Origin of the sequence: Pleionea mediterranea, from assembly GCF_003148745.1 — a bacterium.
Classification (GTDB): Bacteria; Pseudomonadota; Gammaproteobacteria; order Enterobacterales; family Kangiellaceae; genus Pleionea; species Pleionea mediterranea.
Window position 1 is genome coordinate 1 of the sequence record NZ_QGGU01000018.1, and the last position, 18,929, is coordinate 18,929.

Annotated in this window: 13 protein-coding genes; all 13 read right to left on the reverse strand. The window is 40.6% G+C overall.

Annotated elements, in window-relative coordinates; translation table 11 throughout:
* Window positions 1-989: hypothetical protein (locus C8D97_RS17475; RefSeq protein ID WP_146196175.1), on the reverse strand; the 989-nt coding region annotated here is incomplete at its 3' end.
* 22 nt (window positions 990-1,011) lie between these two features.
* Window positions 1,012-5,412: a toxin VasX gene (locus tag C8D97_RS17480; RefSeq protein ID WP_109765103.1), complete on the reverse strand. Its 4,401-nt coding sequence runs from the start codon at window positions 5,410-5,412 to the stop codon at window positions 1,012-1,014.
* A complete protein-coding gene (locus C8D97_RS18480; protein WP_245411490.1) occupies window positions 5,409-6,410 on the reverse strand; it encodes a DUF4150 domain-containing protein in 1,002 nt (333 codons plus the stop codon). Before C8D97_RS18480 ends, C8D97_RS17480 begins: the two co-directional genes overlap by 4 nt.
* Window positions 6,407-7,435: a hypothetical protein gene (locus C8D97_RS17490; RefSeq protein ID WP_109765104.1), complete on the reverse strand. Its 1,029-nt coding sequence runs from the start codon at window positions 7,433-7,435 to the stop codon at window positions 6,407-6,409. The genes C8D97_RS18480 and C8D97_RS17490 overlap by 4 nt, the downstream gene beginning before the upstream one ends.
* Window positions 7,428-8,519: a DUF2169 family type VI secretion system accessory protein gene (locus tag C8D97_RS17495; protein WP_170115294.1), complete on the reverse strand. Its 1,092-nt coding sequence runs from the start codon at window positions 8,517-8,519 to the stop codon at window positions 7,428-7,430. Before C8D97_RS17495 ends, C8D97_RS17490 begins: the two co-directional genes overlap by 8 nt.
* A complete protein-coding gene (locus C8D97_RS17500) occupies window positions 8,516-9,691 on the reverse strand; it encodes a hypothetical protein (protein WP_146196176.1) in 1,176 nt (391 codons plus the stop codon). Before C8D97_RS17500 ends, C8D97_RS17495 begins: the two co-directional genes overlap by 4 nt.
* 52 nt (window positions 9,692-9,743) lie before the next feature.
* A complete protein-coding gene (locus C8D97_RS17505; RefSeq protein WP_109765107.1) occupies window positions 9,744-10,169 on the reverse strand; it encodes a hypothetical protein in 426 nt (141 codons plus the stop codon).
* Window positions 10,170-10,183: 14 nt separating this feature from the next.
* Window positions 10,184-12,196 carry a type VI secretion system Vgr family protein gene (locus C8D97_RS17510; RefSeq protein ID WP_109765108.1) on the reverse strand — a complete coding sequence of 671 codons (2,013 nt, stop codon included), beginning with the start codon at window positions 12,194-12,196 and terminating at the stop codon, window positions 10,184-10,186.
* 93 nt (window positions 12,197-12,289) lie between these two features.
* Window positions 12,290-15,124 carry a type VI secretion system ATPase TssH gene (gene tssH / locus C8D97_RS17515; RefSeq protein WP_109765109.1) on the reverse strand — a complete coding sequence of 945 codons (2,835 nt, stop codon included), beginning with the start codon at window positions 15,122-15,124 and terminating at the stop codon, window positions 12,290-12,292.
* Between the two features lie 12 nt (window positions 15,125-15,136).
* Window positions 15,137-16,168: a type VI secretion system baseplate subunit TssG gene (gene tssG / locus C8D97_RS17520; RefSeq protein ID WP_109765110.1), complete on the reverse strand. Its 1,032-nt coding sequence runs from the start codon at window positions 16,166-16,168 to the stop codon at window positions 15,137-15,139.
* Window positions 16,132-17,871, reverse strand: a complete 1,740-nt coding sequence (gene tssF, locus C8D97_RS17525; protein ID WP_109765111.1) for a type VI secretion system baseplate subunit TssF — start codon at window positions 17,869-17,871, stop codon at window positions 16,132-16,134. Before tssF ends, tssG begins: the two co-directional genes overlap by 37 nt.
* The gene (gene tssE / locus C8D97_RS17530) at window positions 17,855-18,289 is read right to left on the reverse strand and encodes a type VI secretion system baseplate subunit TssE (RefSeq protein ID WP_109765112.1); all 435 of its coding nucleotides are present in this window, start codon (window positions 18,287-18,289) and stop codon (window positions 17,855-17,857) included. The genes tssF and tssE overlap by 17 nt, the downstream gene beginning before the upstream one ends.
* Window positions 18,290-18,325: 36 nt before the next feature.
* Complete coding sequence (locus C8D97_RS17535; RefSeq protein WP_109765113.1) at window positions 18,326-18,811, reverse strand: Hcp family type VI secretion system effector; 486 nt, start codon at window positions 18,809-18,811, stop codon at window positions 18,326-18,328.
* Window positions 18,812-18,929 lie beyond the last annotated feature (118 nt).

Consider the following 18,929-nt stretch of genomic DNA (forward strand, 5'->3'; position numbering starts at 1 on the left):
TCATAATCAACAGGCTTGTTGTTTTCTAGACACTCATTGATGTATTTATACATTATTCCACAGGGATTAATCACACGCTCTAACTTAAAGTCGTAGAGTTTTTCATTGATAACATCTTCTTCTTTTAAAGGCTCACCATTAATATAGGTACCTTTATCCTGATACAACTGAATCATACGGCGTAGAGAATCGGGATATGGTTTAGTTTTATCCATAAAGTGACAAAGCATGGTGTAAGTCTCCGGAAAGCCGGCGACACCATCATGCGTTTGAGATTCAACCGCAATGCTGGTAAATACGTGTTTGTTTTTGTACTTCGAATTCTTAGGCCGATAAGCAGAAACCAACATACCGTGGAAGGTACTACCACCATATGCACTGAACAAACCCTTGACTACGCCATACAACTTATCAAATGCGATAGTCGTCTCAGGTGTCCCCAGCGGTACTACCGAGGATTGTGTAGAAGGCAAATAAACCAACCCTGACTCTCTATCAAACAGGTACCATATACCTTTAATTCTTTTAGCAAAATATGAAATAACTCTACTAACAACAAAACTTATACCCGACACCACAACAACAAATGTTAACTCAGGTAGAAAGCCGGCATGAAAGCTCCAGGAAAATATCACATCCAATAACCAAATAAACGGAATAATAAATGTCATTCCGAAAAAGAAAAAAGCTATAAAAGACAAATGAAATCGAGCGCCAGCCCTAAACAACACTGCCAAGTAACGACCATCAGATACATAATGATGATTTTGAAAGTGAGTGTAATCAAAAGGGGCTGGCTCAAAGGGCCCAACATAAAACTTATTTAACTTAGCTGTACCAACTTCCAGATCACTTTCCTGTTCTGTAACGCTTAAGTCAATATTTGTTAACGCATCAGGATCGTATTCCGAATAATGGATTTTTTCCCATTCTGGATCGATCACTTCAGGTTTACTGCTTATGTTTTTTGACCTATCTGAATTATCCATTTATTACTCTTATATCAATCAATTAGCCAAAAGCATTAGATTTGGACAAATTATCTAATACTCTATTTGTACGTTCTTCATGCTCTAACTGCTGAATTAGCACTTCTCTTGGTGATTCTTCTTCAATATTAAGTAAAGTGTATTCCAGCCAAATATCATTACCTTCTTTATATAGGTGATTTTCTCGATTTTTTTCGACAGCTTCTTCGGTTAGCGTACTATCATACAAGTTAGGATTGGGTAACACATGCTCTATAGAACCCTGTTTCATAACCTTTTCTCCTTTACCATGAGGAAAATAGCGTAATCGTAACTTAAAGTCTAATTCGACATTAGTGCCCCGTTGCACTTTTAACTGAACCATTTTATTCAAAAAACTGAATGGCACTTTTATTTGCCAGCCTTGATAGTTGGGTTTAATCTCCAGAGTAGCTGCACGCCAGAATGCTGCGACGATGGCTATATCTTTTTGTGAATTATCTGGCGAGTTTGAAACACTTCTCAGTTCATCAACCCATGTAGTATCCTGCTTATCCTCTGATGTATCAGCATTGTTGTCATGAATTTCTTCTTGACTCAGGGTTATATCATTTTGCATAACAGAATCAGCTGCAGCCATTAAATCCAGTCGCGACCAATCGTCTTTAACATCAAAGCCATTAACCCAGTTATAGTCTCCATTACGAAGTTTGTACCATAACTCCATATCAAACTCTGAACGACCCGGTTCGAACCCTGGTAAAGTTAAATCGATTGATAAAAAGTCGGGTGCAAATTGACCATACTCGCCAAATGAAGCGCCCGCACCTTTATACTCCATGCTAACTTTAGGACTAAACATTAAAGTGTAATAATCTTGAAGAATATGTTCATAATTAATACTTCCATTTTCTGCCCAATGTTTAGCAGGTAAATAAGTATCAATCTCTAATGGTGAATTCCCCCAAGGAGAGGCTTCTAACCAGTCAGATAATGGAGGGTCCATAAACCAGTAATGAATCAAAAGTCCTGTCAATATTAAAGCGATTGAGCCGATAACTCCTAAAGGACTTGCAATAGCTGAGAAAAGAAAAAATGTTGAGCTTGATAATAAAGTATAAACACCTATTGCAGTTCCTAAAAAGCCTGACGCCATCATTATTGCACCAATTCCAGAATCAATATCGCCCTTTTTAAAACGTGTGTAAGCATCAACTGAGGACATAGCTGCACTATAAACTGACGCTCCTACAGCTACTAAACTAAACATGCCTAAACCAACGCGAACGCCAATTGACCTCACAGCTCTTTTACTTGCATCCAACTTAATTTTACTGGTTGCCGCAGCAATATGGCTGTGAAATCGCATAATATTTAATTGAACAGGTTTACTACCACGTGCTTTAGCCGATATCATGGCAATATTTTCAATCGCAAGGAATAATTCAGCAAGCAAATCGAGACGGGCTCCTATTCTAACGGCACGATTATATGTACTTTGATTTTGATTATATGTATCTTCTGCCTTTTTTAAATTATAAATCTCCAGAGCAACAACCAATCCACTAATACCAATCCCTGCCGCAGTAATCCAACTACCGCCTTTCGCACCATGATGGGCAAAAGTAGAACCTTTAAGTCGACTTTCTTCTTCCACCTCACTGGCCAACTGTCGGTTTAATTGTTCATTTTCTCTTAGTAGTTTTTTTTGTTCAGCTTCAATGTCTGCAACCTCACTCTCTAACTGAGGATTTGTACGGTTATTATAACGCTCTTGCTCTTCAAGCTGATGGCCTTTTAACCATAACTGGGATTCATTGCGATCTATTTTACCCTCTAGCTCAACGATACGATTTTCAATCGTTCTACCTTGCTCAGTAAGAGACCCACGTTTCATCATATAAAACTTAGAAATCACTTCAGCAGCATTTTCGCTCTTACTTAATCGCTGTTTGGCAGTGCTGCTCATTATTTGAAGGTTTTTAGACAACAATAGAGCCGAATCTAGAGGTAGTTTGGTTAAATCACCCACACCGGGCAAATAAGTCGCAACTTGAGTGACATTTTTGCCTTTACCCCTTCGAGGAGCATTTTCTCTAATAAATGAATCCCACTCTTTTGTACGAGGCTCTCTTAAATGATGAAAAACACTGATATGCGACGAAGGTATCTGATTTTTAAAGTACTTGTTAGCATCATGACTAATACCTTCAAACTCGCGGCCACTGTAAAGGCGTTCTTGCAAAGCTTGTAGTCTAATAATTGCTTTAAAATAACCAGCCCCAGCGTCTTGAAATGATGCATTAATAAATTTTCGACCACTTTGAATTTGTCCTTTAATAGACTTATTATGGTGCTCAAGTTTTTTTATGCTTTTTGACAGACGCTTTTTTTGCATATCGAGCTCATGGATCGACGCAGAAAGCCTTGCCTTTTCCGTTTCAAGCTTTGCGATTTCAGTATTTACCTCTAATTGCCGACGTTTTTCTGCCTCACTTGTGCCATTCAAATGAGCGGCTTCACGCTCAAGCAACCTTACTTCTAACGATAAATCCTGATAACGCCGACTATTATTATTTATTTCGCCATTCAAACGAGAAATGTCTTGTTGATTCTGCTGAATTTTTTGTTCATTACGTTGTATATCTTGCTCGGTTAACTGCCTTCGACCTTCAGCATCTTGTATTGTCGACTGACCAAGTTCCCCTGCTATTTCCGGTAACTGTATAACATTAAATAAAAAACCATTAACAGCTTGAGCCATACGACGAGCTGCTTGAAAACCATCAACTTCTGACGAACTTATATTGTAACTAATGGCTTGCTCCAGTTTTTCAATATTAAAAAGTGGCTTCATCTTGTCCTCTTGCTCACTTTTTAATTCATCTCCTCTTAAACAGGCTTCGGCGACTAAGTTTTCTTCATCTTTTTCTGGTGGAAAAAGACAGTCGAATAATGGATGAGCCTCTTTGTCTGGATGAGTGCCCAGCAGCTGCAGCAATAACCCTTTCCCTCTGTCTTCAAAACTCTTATCCTCTAGCCAATCATTATCGTCCACCAACGGTAGAAACTGGCTTGCGGGATGCTCTTTAATAAACTCTGTTACTTCTCTTACCAGTTCAAACCCCGCATCGTAATTACTTGCATCCTGATAAAAAAAGTCGTATGCACAAACAGAAAAGTTAGCAACTGACTCTATATCTTCCAGAAATGTAATTAGCCTGTCCTTTGCAATAGCAATTAGTTCAGCAGTTTCAATGAGTGCTTCTTTTTCCAAATAGTCATTAAAAGCTTGCTCATTTAATCTATCTTCTTTCCAGCCAGTCATTTTTTCAGCAAATTCTTTTGCTTCATCGGTAGTGGAGGGTGAGTTTTTAATAACTTGTGTTTGCTGATAAAAAGTATTTTGAATCATTAAAGCCAATTGACGCTTATGAAAAGCACTATTATCGCCTTTCTTTAGATCGCTGGCGCTTTTATCATCCTCTAAAACATATGAATGTAAAATTCGATGCACTACTTCTCGAAGGTATTTATATTCTTCTGACAAAGTTCTAGCAACTCCAATAGAGTCACTTAAATACAATTTTGCTATACCTTTGTTTTTGTACCTTTCCTGTCCAATATCATTTTCATCAAATGCACCTATTGGCCCTTCTGACATGTCAAATTTACTTGTGTAATTCTCTAAACCACTTACTTCAGTAAACCGTTTACTTCGAAGTTCTTCAGCCAGTGATAAATTTTTACATAACTGTTCTTCTCGTAATGGAACTCCTTGGTTCAACCTTGGATCGTCAGGATTCATCCCCCCCATTAACGTTACTTGTTCCCAACTCCACTGAACTTCAGAGTAAGCAACCTGAATGGTTGTTTCTTCACCATTTATTTTATAGGGCAGGAGCAACAGTGAGTTACTATTGGATGTTGCGATCCGACTTTCATCAGGACTTGCATCACTTTGTTCCGTTGCCAGTCCTTTACGAAAACTTAAGTTAACATCTTGCATTGAACCATTAGCCAGAACTTTAATTTCTCGCCACAAATACCCGTTCACGTACAGATACAACCATCCTTGACGGCAAAACTTTTCAGCCAGCTCTCGTTTAGGATAAATTCCTTGTCTGTCTTCTTCATCAACTAATGACTCTATAGCATCGGGCTCACTCAAAGTATGAACACTGGTGGGCACAAGAACTGTATCCCATTCATCTTGTTCTTCGTCACCAGCTACAGATATTAACTCACCTAGTGGTATTTCATTAAATTGATAAATGGGATCAACTTGTCGCAAACACAAGTCATATTGATTGCTTCGAGGGATACCATTAAAAGTACAGGAGTGAGCGTTATCGTTGAGGTCACATACATTATTAATTAACGCTGTTCTTTGCCCACCGTTTTGATCACGTAATAGTAAAACACCTTGATCGATCAAGCTCATGCCCATTCTCCAATAACTGTAACACTTGACTTATCCTTCCCTTCAGCAATATCCCGCTGTTCTTTTTCTTCCATACTCGCTGTTTGTGGCGGAGGTGTGGTTGGTTGCATTAAGGGTGCGGGCGGCGTATTTTCTTTATTTGACACCATATTATCCATCGCTCGTACTGCCGCTTCGCCTTCAATTTTCACATCGTTTGAACCCATTAAAAAACTGGCTTCTCCCTGGATGGTTCCTGATTTTTGTCCTTTTTGACTGCCCGGTTCGTCACCTGCACTTTTTGAAAATACTGATTTAACATGACAGGCAGGATTGCCATTAATCTTTACACTCGACGCTGTTTTGTCAGCATCTGTTGACATGGCAATGTTGGGATAAGGAACAGGTGTTGAGCCGCTACTGGATGGTGTTAAACAGATGTCTACCGTATTTAACATTCCGCCTGAATCTTTGTGTACAGCACTGCGACCATTAATTATGACATTCTGTCCACTCATCATTGCTACCGTACGCTTTTTTGCCTCTGATTCTAACTCTTCTGTCGATTCACTGCCCGAATCCCAACCATTAAAGTCGGCAATAAAGTCAGCAATTGTTTCGCGCTCATCTTCAGTGGGCACTTTCTCTACATCAAGTCCGGTTTCTGGTTCAAGCCATGGCTTAATCATTCGGTTTGATTGCTCATCCCATTCCGGTGCCGGGATCTCATAGGTGGGAGTAAAAATATTAAGTAACTGTTGAAGTGTTTTGCGTTGAAATCTTGGGTTATTTAAATAGGCCAATAAAGCATCTTCTCCGGAGCTCTTTTCCGGAAAGACTGCAATACCGAGTGCTTTTCCAATACAATCGTTTTCATTAGCGTCCATATTTGGCGGAATAAGGCCGGGATTATTGCAACGCCAGGCAAGATTACCGCCACTTCGCGTGGTAATGCTATTGTCTTCCACATAATCGACGGAGTCTTGCTCTCGTCCATCAAAGGCCTGAGTGTAACTCATGATAAATATCCTTGTTCATCGTATTCAACCTCCACCAACAAAAGATTGCGTTCGTGTTTTTGAGTCGCATCAATTAATAAACAGGGAGGTTGCGTTGTAAAGGGAAAGTCTCGCTTTCCTTGTAAATAAGCGAGACATAACCAGATGCTGGTAACTCCGGGGAATCCATGTTGTCGTGTTGGGTACAAGGGCAATTTTGGTAACTGACGCTTTTCAGCTGGAGACAAATTCATGCGTATGCCGTGCCATTCAACTTCTGCTCCAAACGCAGGATTATCCACTACCAGAGAGTCATAGTGCTTAATACCAGCTTTTTGCATTGCAACTGCACTCTCAGACATTTCCAATAGCAGTTGTTGTATCGAGCTTCGAATCGATTTCACTCGTTTTTTGTTGTCTGTCAGAGCTGCCTCTCCAACAATTGATTTTAATTTTACTGAATCAGGTAGCGGCGTTTTACTCAGCTCAAGCAGCACAGCGGCCTCTCCCGGTATAAGACCGGGTAATCCTGTGTTATCGGCCAAAGGTATTGACTGGCCAGCTTTAAATAAAGTGTTGAAATCGATCAATGAGTCTGCTGTTAATAACATCACAGAGTCGTGACCTTGATCATTCAGCAATGACGACACTTTCTCAATTATGACCGATAGTGACGTATCGGAAGCAAGTGCTTCTATGTGAGTAAAATCAATCAGTACTTCCGATAAACTTTTTAATATTCGCTCACTAAGCTCATCAGGTATAAGTGTTAGCAATACAGAATTTGTTGGCGTGATAATTTCAATTTCACTCAATAACAACTGTATGCGCTGCTCACGACTCATGCCTTGTAATCCATCCAGCTGACTGAGCATAATGCCTGACGAATAATCTCTATCGCCAACCACTAATGCAAAGTCGGATTGAGGTTTAACTTGTGTAAAACCTGCATCAATTGCACAGCAGTAAGCTTCGGGATTATTTCCCAAGGTAGATACCATGTTAGACACGCGAACATACAGAGAGCTGGTTATCTGATTAGGCATAAACACTCTCTTCCTGCTCAATATCGGCTTGTTCAATATCTGTTTGATCAATTGCTTCTTGATCATTACCGTCTAAAACCGTTATCCATGATGGCTGTTTCAACGCTTTTTCTAGTACTGATCCACGCCAAAGTTGGGTAATGGTTTGCTGATCAGTATCGATGATCAATGTATCGCAAAGTAATTTTAAATGTTTAGCATGCTCACTTGATTGCAAAGCAACATCGGGCTGTATAAGGGATAAATTTAACGACAGAGTTTTACGATAATCCAGATTCGAAGTTAAACCTTTTAACTGAACCGTGAACATTTTGTCTGTCCATGTTTCCTGTTGCTGATCTTCTGGAGCCTGATTATGCAGTTTAATATCGGTTTTTGAACTATAAGGAAACTCGCCTGCTACCAACGCATCGTCATCAATGTCAGGATTACGCTCTAATCGTGGAGACCAATTGGGCGCGATAGCAGCAAAGCCAGCAGGCGGTACCTGCTGCCCTGCTTTTCGTATCAATTTTCCTGGCGTTTCAATTTGTGGCAGTGGATGCCCCTTGGCAACACGCCCGGAAAGTTCAAAACCACAGCCTGCAGGGTTCTCTGCAAAAACTTTTTGTTGATTTGTTGGATGTTTTCCACCAAACGCGTATTCATAAATTAAATCAATCGGTTTAAGATAGGATGGATCGGAAGCTACCGTTCCCAGTAAAGAGGATTGCCACTGTCTTTCGCCTATCACCATAATCGACTTAGACCAGTGCTTTCCATTGGGAAATTGCAACCCTACCGTCGCTTCCATGACGAGCGGAGGTTGCGCTACAGGAGGGAATGCTTTACCGGTAACGATAACTTCCGATCCATATTTAAAGGGCACAATTTCTGAAGGCCAGATGACGGTTGACTCACCGGGTTCGCCAGCGTATTCATCAGTCATTACCAGCTCCGGTGTAACCGATGCTTCAACAACCTTACCTTCTTTATTGTACTCATAAACTTTTTTAACCACGATTGTGTATTGCTTTTCACCTTGTGAGCTCCATGCGGGGAATAATCCGGCAGTCCAGTTTGACTGATTGTTCAATTCAATCACGCGGTCTCTCCTATGAAGGATGATGTAACTGCGCTCTGGCACTGTTCAAAGTAAGAGATGCGTAACTGAGCAGGTTCATGAGAAACAATCCGACTTGTAAGAAGTTTCATATCCCAAAGATCTTGGGTAATCCGTCCTCGATAATTAGAATACTCTTGCTTTAACAATTCGGCCGTTCGGGGTTTTCCTTGCCACATAGCCATATTATTGGACCAGTTGGCTTTTTGTGCGTACCACCATTTTTTTGCAGCCTGTTGATTGGCTTCATGTGGTAATTGAATGTTTGTCTGTTTAACCGATTTTATTTGCTCTTGTATGTCAGCAAAAGGCAGTGGCTGTGCAGTTAACCAACGCCATGCCTGCACTGCCGAGTGAGCGACAGTTGGCTGATTAAGTAAATCAATCAATAACTCTATTGCTGTTGGCAAACCATGCAATGCTAATAGCCAGGGGCCTTTGTCAGGCTCTGTCTCACAATACTGTCGTAATACCGGCAGGCATTTTTCATCACTGCTCAATGCCAATAAACGGATTAATTCATATTGACCAGCATTTGTAGGAATTTCGCTAACTGTTTGTAAAATTTGTTCCACCGCAGCCGGTGCATTACGCAATAAGGCACCATGAAACCAATCAGCCAATTCATCAGGACGATTTCGACTCAACTGGTGATTTGTCTTATCGGTAAAAAAGCTTACCGGTACGCTGGATTGGTAAACGGCGTAACGCAAAGCCGAGGCACGTTCAATGGGATCATCACTGTGAATACTTCGATTAATACATTCTTGCGACAATGAACAACCCAGCAAGCTGGCCCAACGAAATAACAAGCCTCTATTGTGTTCAACGGAATCCATTAATTTCTCATACGAATCAGATTGAAAAGCTTCAGGAATAAGTTGAACAACTATAGCAACCTTATCAATATCCACTGCATTTTTATCTGTCGAATTAAAAACAGTCTTTAACCAGTCAATTCCTGCTGCTGAATTTAATTTTGCATCGAACAGAGGCGTAATAAGCGCAAGCCACTCGTCATCGCTGACCGACTCGCCCATATTATGAGCACTTACCATGGCATACCAGTGCGTCAGAACTCGCTGCTCAATTGAACGTAGCGTGGTACTTTCAACGGCGTGTCTTTTAAGCAATGAAGACCGCTGTTTAAGCAATCGAGCTGACTGCTCCTGATGCTGAGAAAGAAAAGGGAACAATGGCATACTATTAATTAAGCTCGATTGGATAGCCTTTCAGCGTCATTGCCTGTTCTGCTTGTTGATAGATTTGTTTGCCATCAACCGCTACTTTGCCGTCAGAAGTCACTTCAATGGAGGCCTGCTCAGTTTCTAAACGAACCGCTTTAGCACCTCGAACAGTAACAACGCCATTTTCTTCTTCAATTCGTGCGGCTGGAGGTTGCTGATTACTGACAATAACACCTACCACAACCACACCTTTCTCAGTATCCTGCACCAATACTTCATCAAACTTTTCTACAGCAGGTACATGAGATAAATGCCCATAAACAGGAAGTACACTGCTTGATTTCTCTGTCCATAATACCCTTGATGCTCTGCCATCCTTGACTGACTCAACTATGGCAGTGTTAAATGCGTTGACGCTATTTGTAATAGAAACAATATTATTCATCTAAAATATCCTTTTTAATTATTTCCAATAGCATTGCCTTTAATAGCAATGTTATCGGCATTTATTTCTACCTTTGGTGCATCTATAATCAAGTTTCCGCTGCTATCAATTTCAATACTGCCGTTACCCTGAGCTATTTGAAAAACACCATTGCCGCTACTTTTAAATGTTATATTGGCATCGGCATTTAAAATTAAATCACCACTTTCTGATAACCATTCCACATTACCATTAACAGCATGAACTCTTATGCTTTCCCCTGCTTCAAGTGCAATATCTTCTTTTGCAGAAATGTCGAGTCCGCCGTTTATTGACTGCCAATCTATATCAGACTCCGCGGAAAAAGTTATTTTGTCTGCCGACTGATATTTTATACTGCCTTGCTCAGTCATTAACTTTTGATCGTTAGCCACGACTATTGAATGCTCTCCACCCACTTCAACAGTTTGATTTTTACCCGCCTGAAATATCATATTTGTTCCAGCGGTGAGATGAACTTCACCTTCTTCTGATACCAGACCAATTTGATGCGCTTCTGACGTTGCATCCATATGCAAACGATTCTTTTCTTTGTCCGTATGCAGCTTTATTTGTGCCGCATCTCGCTTATCATCAAGAATCAACTGATTATTGGCTCGTGTAGTAATAATATTTTCGGTCGGATTGTTTGATGTAACCGGGTTAACAGATTCAGAATTATACAAAGCACCTAAAATGACCGGGCGATCCGGATCACCGTTTTCACAGGTGACGACAACCTCGGTTCCTTCTGTAAAAGGAAAATGCATGCCATGATTGGAACCACCATAAGGCTGCATTAAGCGCACAGGGTGACTGCCAGATTTCTGCAGATCAAAACCCATTTGAATTTCATAACGACCTTGCTCATCGAGTCCAGAACAGATTTTCGCGCTAAAAGTACCGGTAATACGTCGCGGTGATGCAACGGGACAACGGAAAGGCATTCCGGCCGGTATTAGTGTTGCCTGCCCTCTATAAGTTAGACCACTGGCAATATTGCCAAAGGTTAATGCACCTTTCTGATTACCAGAATGTTCAACAGAAATTACTTGCCATACACCACTCCATTCTGGGTGTTGCAAAACTTCTAGAGTCATACCGGGTTGTAATCCTCGACAATCTGTATCGATAATGATTGATTGCCGTTGCCAGTCGAGAGCTTGTTGTCGAAACAAAGCAACTTGCTCACCTTCTTCAATCGTTTGATAATTATCACCATAATAATAATGATTGCCTGAACCTGTAACCTCATTTTGGTTGCGAGTCTGAACAAATAATTCTGTCGGCTGTTCATAATTGTAATCATTAAGTTGCACCGACTGAGTCAGAAGCCTTGTACGGCGAGTCATTGCAAACACAGCTTCGCTGGTACGAGTTTGCCCGCTATGGGCAATAAACGGCAAATTTACTTGAGGTAACGCCTGGTTAACTTCAGAAATTTGATTCGTGATAATGATATCGACATCTTGCTCAGTTTGAATAAAGGCAAAGTAAAAACCATGATGCGCCAACAGTCGATGTATAAAATCATAATCTGACTCTTCATACTGAACCACAAAAGGTTTTGTTGGCGCTTCTCCCACATAGGTGATTTTTTGCTGAATTCCAGCTTCGGTTAATAATTGCTTTGTAATTTCAAGACAACTGTTATTGCAAAAGACACGGTTATGACGTCGTTGTTTTAACTTCCAGAACGGTGAAGCCAGCAATAATTGAACTTGTTCGCCATCATGAGATTGTCCCTGCTCCATTATTTGAATAATTTCGCCATGCCAGTAACTTTTATCACCTTCCCACAAGGTGCTAATACAAATGCTTTTACCAATTAATCCATCAATAGCAATCGGTAGTTTTAATACAGCGGTAACCGTTATCTGATAGTCTGAAGACAATGAAAAGCCATCACTGCTTAATTCAACAAGCTCCATTGAACCTTCTGGAACTGATGCAACATCTATAAAATAATGTTGTTGATTCGCCACACCAGAGGCAGAAAAAACACCCATAACCTATCCCTCGCTAATTTTTTCAATCACTTAATATTGATCGCACATAAAGTGTTTAATTAATGCGCCGTGCAACTTACTGCTTAAAACCAGTTACCCATGAGCGACGTGTTTGCTAACGCCGGGTTGACGATCAGAAAAGGTTGCTTGCAATTCATTTTCATCATCAATGCTTAGTGTTAATACATCGGGCATATCGTCATCAACCATAAAGGACAATAAACTGCGTGCTATACTGGGCATTAACTGTTGCTCCACTACAGCATTGACCATGCGTGCACCACTATCGGATACCACACAGCGATCCGCTAACTGTTCCAACACCCGTTGATCAATCCTTAATTCCATTTTATGTTGCTGCAATAAATTATTCGCCATGGATTCAAGTTTCAATGCAACGATTTGTTTCAGTTCATTGCGCTGTAATGGTCGAAATGGTACGACTTGCATACGGGCTATTAATGCAGGTGCAAAGTGTGACAGTAATGATGGTTTAATGAGATCGATAAGTTCACGATTTGAAGGTGCTGTCCAATCTTCCGACTCAATATTCGACGCTTGTGATAACGCTAAATCTTCACCCTCAATATTAGAAGGATTAATCACATCACTTTGCTCGTCAATGTTAGTGTCACCATTGATATGGTTATCAACTTGTTCAGGTGAAATACAGCGATCAATTAGCACGTCACTTCCCAAGTTTGTTGTCATTAATATTATGGTATTACGAAAATCAATTTCACGGCCTTCACCATCTCGCATAAAGCCTCGTTCAAATACCTGATAAAACAAACTCATAACATCGATATGGGCTTTTTCTACTTCATCGAGTAAAACAACCGAATAAGGACGCTGTCGTACAGCCTCAGTTAGAACGCCGCCTTCACCATAACCAACATAACCGGGAGGCGATCCTTTTAATTGCGATACAGTATGCGACTCCTGGTATTCACTCATATTAATTGTGGTCATAAATCGCTCATCACCAAATAATTGACGAGCAATAGCACGGGCCGTTTCTGTTTTTCCAATACCACTGGAGCCAGCCAGTAAGAATACCCCTACCGGTGATTCAGAAGGCTTTAAGCCAGATTTACTAACTCGTAAACCTTGTCCAATAACTTGTAATGCATCATCCTGACCAATAATTGACTCAGAAAGAATCGATTCTAGATTCATTAAACTATTGATTTCATCTTTCAGCATGGCGCCAACCGGAACACCAGTCCACTCAGAGACAACCGATGCGATGGCATCAGCATTCACTTCTGGTTGAATATTAATTTGTTCATTGTTCAGCAGCTTGAGTTGTTGGCGTTTTTTAACTGATGCTTGTTTTAGAGAGACAATGCTATTGTCACTCTGATCATCGCTTTCATCGCCTGAAGCTGTTTCTAACTGATTCTGATAATGATTCAGTTCTGTTTTTCCATTATGGATTTCTGTCAGCAATTCTTTTTGCTCACTCCAATTCGATAACAGCTCTGTTAATTTAACTTCTGTCTCACTGAGTTCTGTTTCAAACTGTTGTTGTAACTCCTTATCGATAGTTAAACCTGCCGCCTGCTCTGCAGACATGTCTGTTAAACGTCGATTAAGATAGGCAATATGCTCTTCTGCCGCATCAACACTCTGTGGCTTGACCGCTTGTCCCATACGAATTCTTGCTGCTGCGGTGTCCAATAGATCAATCGCTTTGTCCGGCAGTTGCCGGCCAGTAATGTAACGACTGGACAGACGAACAGCAGATTCAATAGCATCGTCTGTGATCTGAATATTATGGTGTTGCTGATATTGAGACTTGAGTCCACTCAACATTAAAATTGCCGCAGACTCTGAAGGTTCTTCAACTTTTATTAACTGAAAGCGTCTTTCTAATGCCGCATCTTTCTCAAAATATTGTTTATATTCCGACCAGGTTGTTGCAGCAATGGTTTTCAACTCACCGCGAGCTAACGCAGGTTTTAATAAATTTGCCGCATCAGAAGTCCCCGCATCTCCGCCTGCACCAATTAATGTATGCGCTTCATCTACAAATAAAATAATAGGAATTGGAGAGGCTTTAACATCATCAATCACCTGCTTGAGACGACGTTCAAATTCGCCTTTTACACCCGCTCCGGCTTGTAACATACCTAAGTCGAGCACTAAAAGTTTTACTGACTTTAGCTCGTCTGGAACTTCACCAGCGACAATTTTTTGTGCCAAGCCTTCGACAACGGCTGTTTTACCTACACCCGGCTCTCCAACCATAATTGGATTGTTTTTACGACGTCGACATAACACATCAATCATCATTCTAATTTCATCGTTACGACCCAGAACCGGATCTACATCGGCTGATTTTGCTTTTTCTGTTAAATCTTGAGTGTATTGCGCCAATACCGTATCAGCTTGATTGCCACCAGGATCAATCGAATGAGCTTTAGGCTGAGTTTTAGCACTTTTAGACTCAATACTGCCTTGACATATTTCTTGATAATTTTGTCGTAACGCATTTAAATTAATTGCTGACAAACAATCAATAATATCAATAGAGCCAAAATGTCCTGCATGTTCGGTGAGAGCATCAACCAGGGCCACACTACGAATTTCATCTGCACCATAATGAAGTGATGTTGCAAGCCATGACTGCTCAAGCCACTGGTACAGCTCTCGTCCGAAAGCGGGCTTACTATGGCTACCCGCAGGTTGATCGTTTAAATAATTAATCAAGGCATGCCATAATCGATCTATATCGACCTTAAAAAATGATAATACACGTTCAATATCACCTACGTTGTCATCTTCCATCAGTTTGATCAAAAGGTGTGCACTGTTCACTTCAAAGTGCCCTCTTGAAGCCGCAAAACCGGCTGATACTTCAAGTGCTTGCGCACAATGCCCATTAAGTTTTTCAAGCAGTTGTTTTAAACTTTGATTATCCATGTTGAATCCTTTTTAAGCGGCTTTTGCAACTAATGATGAATTGACTGGTAGTTGCTGTTTTAGCTGTCGACGAGAAATTTTAATCCGTCTTTCCATTGCAGGGTTTTCCCCTAACCATGTTGTACTACCAAGCTGTAAACCATTCCCAGTTAGGGGTTGAACCGGTGAACTTTCTGACTTCACCAATAAAATCAATTCATAATCAATTGAAGGTTTTAAATAACTTTCCAGCACATCCTGTATTTCAGAGGCCTTATGACCACCCGGCAAAAATGACTGACATTCATGACTGTTCATAGGGCCAATATGGATATGAACCTTGCCACCAACCACAAGCATACGCTCACCAACCGTCATGCCTTGCCCCAATCCCACATCAGTACTACCAATGGCTCCCGAGCCTAAACTTTCGACCCAGTGCTCAACCTGATCATCCACAGAAACCGTAAAATTCTTAACAAGGTATTGCAGCATAACCTGTACTGAAGCTGCGCTTTCAACACGGTGTGAGGTTAAACCATACAAAGGTAAAGCACTGCTTGATAAGTCTCGATTACTGGTTAATGCAGATCGTATATTTAGATAGTCTTGCTGCCCTTGCCCAGGTAAAACAGGCTGATATTTTTTCCAGGCGCTATACATCAAACAATAAAAATGATGATTAAAAATATTTAAAAATTCTCTTACCCGCTCTCCTGACTCATCATTAAAGTCATTTGAATCATCATTCTTTTGCCCCATCGCAGCTTCTATAAAGTATTGAGGCAAGGGAGAGTCAACACCAAACAACCCTGAAAATCTGACTTTTAGTTCAATTCGACGTTTATCTAAATTTAAATCACACTGTTTAATATCTGAAGCGGGGAATGCAAGACTTTCATCAGGAATCACTCGAATCCGCTTACGCTCACCCTGCTCTAAACTACTGTTGGCATCCCAAAGTGTTTCCAGATAATACAGTGCAACGTAAAGATCAAATTGTGGTGCATCGTCCAGTAAGCTTTGAATTACAGGGGAGACTTTTGACCAACTTGGGGCAGCCATAAAAACTCCTTATATCCGGGTAAACAAACAACTCGAGTTTGTACAAACTCATTAATGGATGTATACATAGTGAAAAACTCATGCAACACCTTGCCAAATAAATACATATCAGCCTTCGATGAAAAATTCTTTTCATTCAGGTGAATTTCAACTTCAATGCCTTGACGAAAGACTCCACGTATAACTTTTGTACAAGGCTCAGTATTAACAGCGGCTATTCCTTCAATACGACGGGCGTTTTCACTACGTTCACTCCAGTCAAATAACGCTAATAACTTTTGTAATGACTCTGGATTAGTCACACTCGACATTTTTAACGAAAGTAAGGAAATTAATTGCCACTGAAAGTATTTTCTTTCAGGAGCGGTTAAACATTGTGAAGGACGGGTAATATTGGTTACTTCCGCAATACTTGGGAAGCCTTTGCCACCATGACACAAATCACCGTGCTGCATGGTTTGACGTGGAATATGTCCATTAGTGGCCGTAATTTCACAACTCAGTACATGAGACTGATTGTGAGAGCCGGGATTAATCTGTAACAATGTTGACATACGACCACTGCCAGGATCACGCACCATCTCATTAAAAAAGAATTGGCCGCTGTTTTCATTATTCGTTGGAGTAATTTGATAAAGCGGCTGATAAAGATGGCTGTTTCCCGTTGCTTTGTCGTAACCGGACACATGATTAACACTGTAGACTTCAACTTCTTCCGGTTGAGTCACATCTGGTTTGACTGAATATTCCATTTGAGTAGCGGTTAAGCCGACTGGCTCACTCTCAGATTCAAACAGGTTAATGGCAAGAGTCGAATTAACAACAATATTTTGCGCACTTAGCCGCGTACCTGCTGGCAACGAAATATCACTGTCTACTTTAATAGTAAAGTGATCGTCAGCAGACTCCCAGTCAATACCATCAAGGCCTGTCAAGCCAACAAAATAAAAACGTTCCCGGGCACAAAAGTAATCTTGTAGAAGGTTAAATCCCGGATGTGATGTATTGTGATCGGGCAATACATTATCTGTCGGCTGCAAAAACTCACTGACTAAAGCAGCTTGATTACCAATTGTTCGAAGCATTGGTTGATGTTTCTGACTGTAATTCACTGTGACGGATTGAACACCTTCAGTTAATGCCTGGTGTAGTGTATGAGTTAATCCGGGATCAGCGTGTAAATATAATCGTAGTTTTGATACATCAAAATTACTTTTATCATGAGGTGTATTCCAGCGCATATGGATATGTAAAACGCAGCCACCATTGGTTTTTTCTTCAGCGTTTACATCCATTATCTTCAAGGGAATAATCGGAGTGTCGTAACACGTTCTAAATCGACACTGTGTGCCAAATCGCCCCATTAGTTTACTGCGAAGCTCGGAGTCTTTTGGAATAATACTCGACTGCTGCAAGCTTGCTTTAGGTGAAAACTCAACGACACAAGTTGAAGGATAATTCTTTGTCAGTGATGGGCATATTTGTCGAAGTATGTTTTCAGAGATATCAGGAACACCATCATTAATACGCTTTTTAACATGCGCAGTTAAATAAGCCATGCCTTCCAACAATCGCTCTATATAAGGATCGCGATCTTTTAATGCTTTAAGATTAAGCATTCCGGCCTGTTCCGGATAGCTTTCTGCAAACTCCTGAGCGGCATCTTGCAATAACCGCATTTCAGATTCAAAATACTGTTGCATTTCGAGCACGTCCTGTATAAATATTTTTCACTCGAGCTTTACCCAACTCTTCAAAATAGGTATGCATTTGAATACTTTCACCAGTGTTCATCATGCCATCAATTTGAAAGCGTAATATGCACTCATAATCCTGTTTATCTCGTGGCCTGACAGTTACCCGCTTAAGTCTTGGTTCATATTTTTCCAACACCCGTTTAATCGCAATGGCCAGATCGTCCTGACTATAGGGTAAATCGCCGTAAATGGACTCCACATCTGGCAAACCATAATCGTTCAGGTGCTCCAAAACACCTTGGCGAGAATTCAACAAGCGGGTAATGTGCAAACGAATACTGTTTGCTGTACTCATTGACTCTGTGAAGTTGGTTCTATTTTCTAAAATATCAAGCAATGCCACTTTATTTCCTTTAAAGCTCATAAAGAGGTGTGAAGAACACACCTCTTAAACCTAAAACTATCGACCTTCTGACCAGCTATCAGAAAACTCAATATTACCTTCAAGGTAGTTCCAGGTGATCTTTCCATAACGAATTGCAACTTCTTCAAGATGAGGATAACGCTCTTTATCCAAATCTTTTACGTTATGCATTTTTGGCTTGATAGATGTAATCTTTACATTCTCAAGCTTGTGCTGGAAATATTCCTTTTCCGTACCTGTTTCATCGATACGGTACCAGCGTAATACCAGCTCTTTTAACGTTTGACCGTTTGAGCAAGCTTTGTACATATAAGGAGATGAAGCATCGATAGACTTAGTAAACACAAATGGCTCATGTTTACGAGTACCTGTCAGCTCACCGGTATCGTTATCTGTTGGAATGCGAAGCTCATGGTCGAAATGAATAACTTCGATTGAACCTTCTCGCTCAGCAACAGTTACCGATCCTTTTATGTCATTTCCCTGATCGTCTTTCATCCACATATAGGCTGGAATTGCCATGTTGTAACCTCCATTTAGGTATCAATAAATAAATCCAACATGTCGTACTTGTACATAAGTGCAAGCGTCTCTTAGACAACATTGTCTGACACACAAGAGACATTCCAAACAAAGCCGA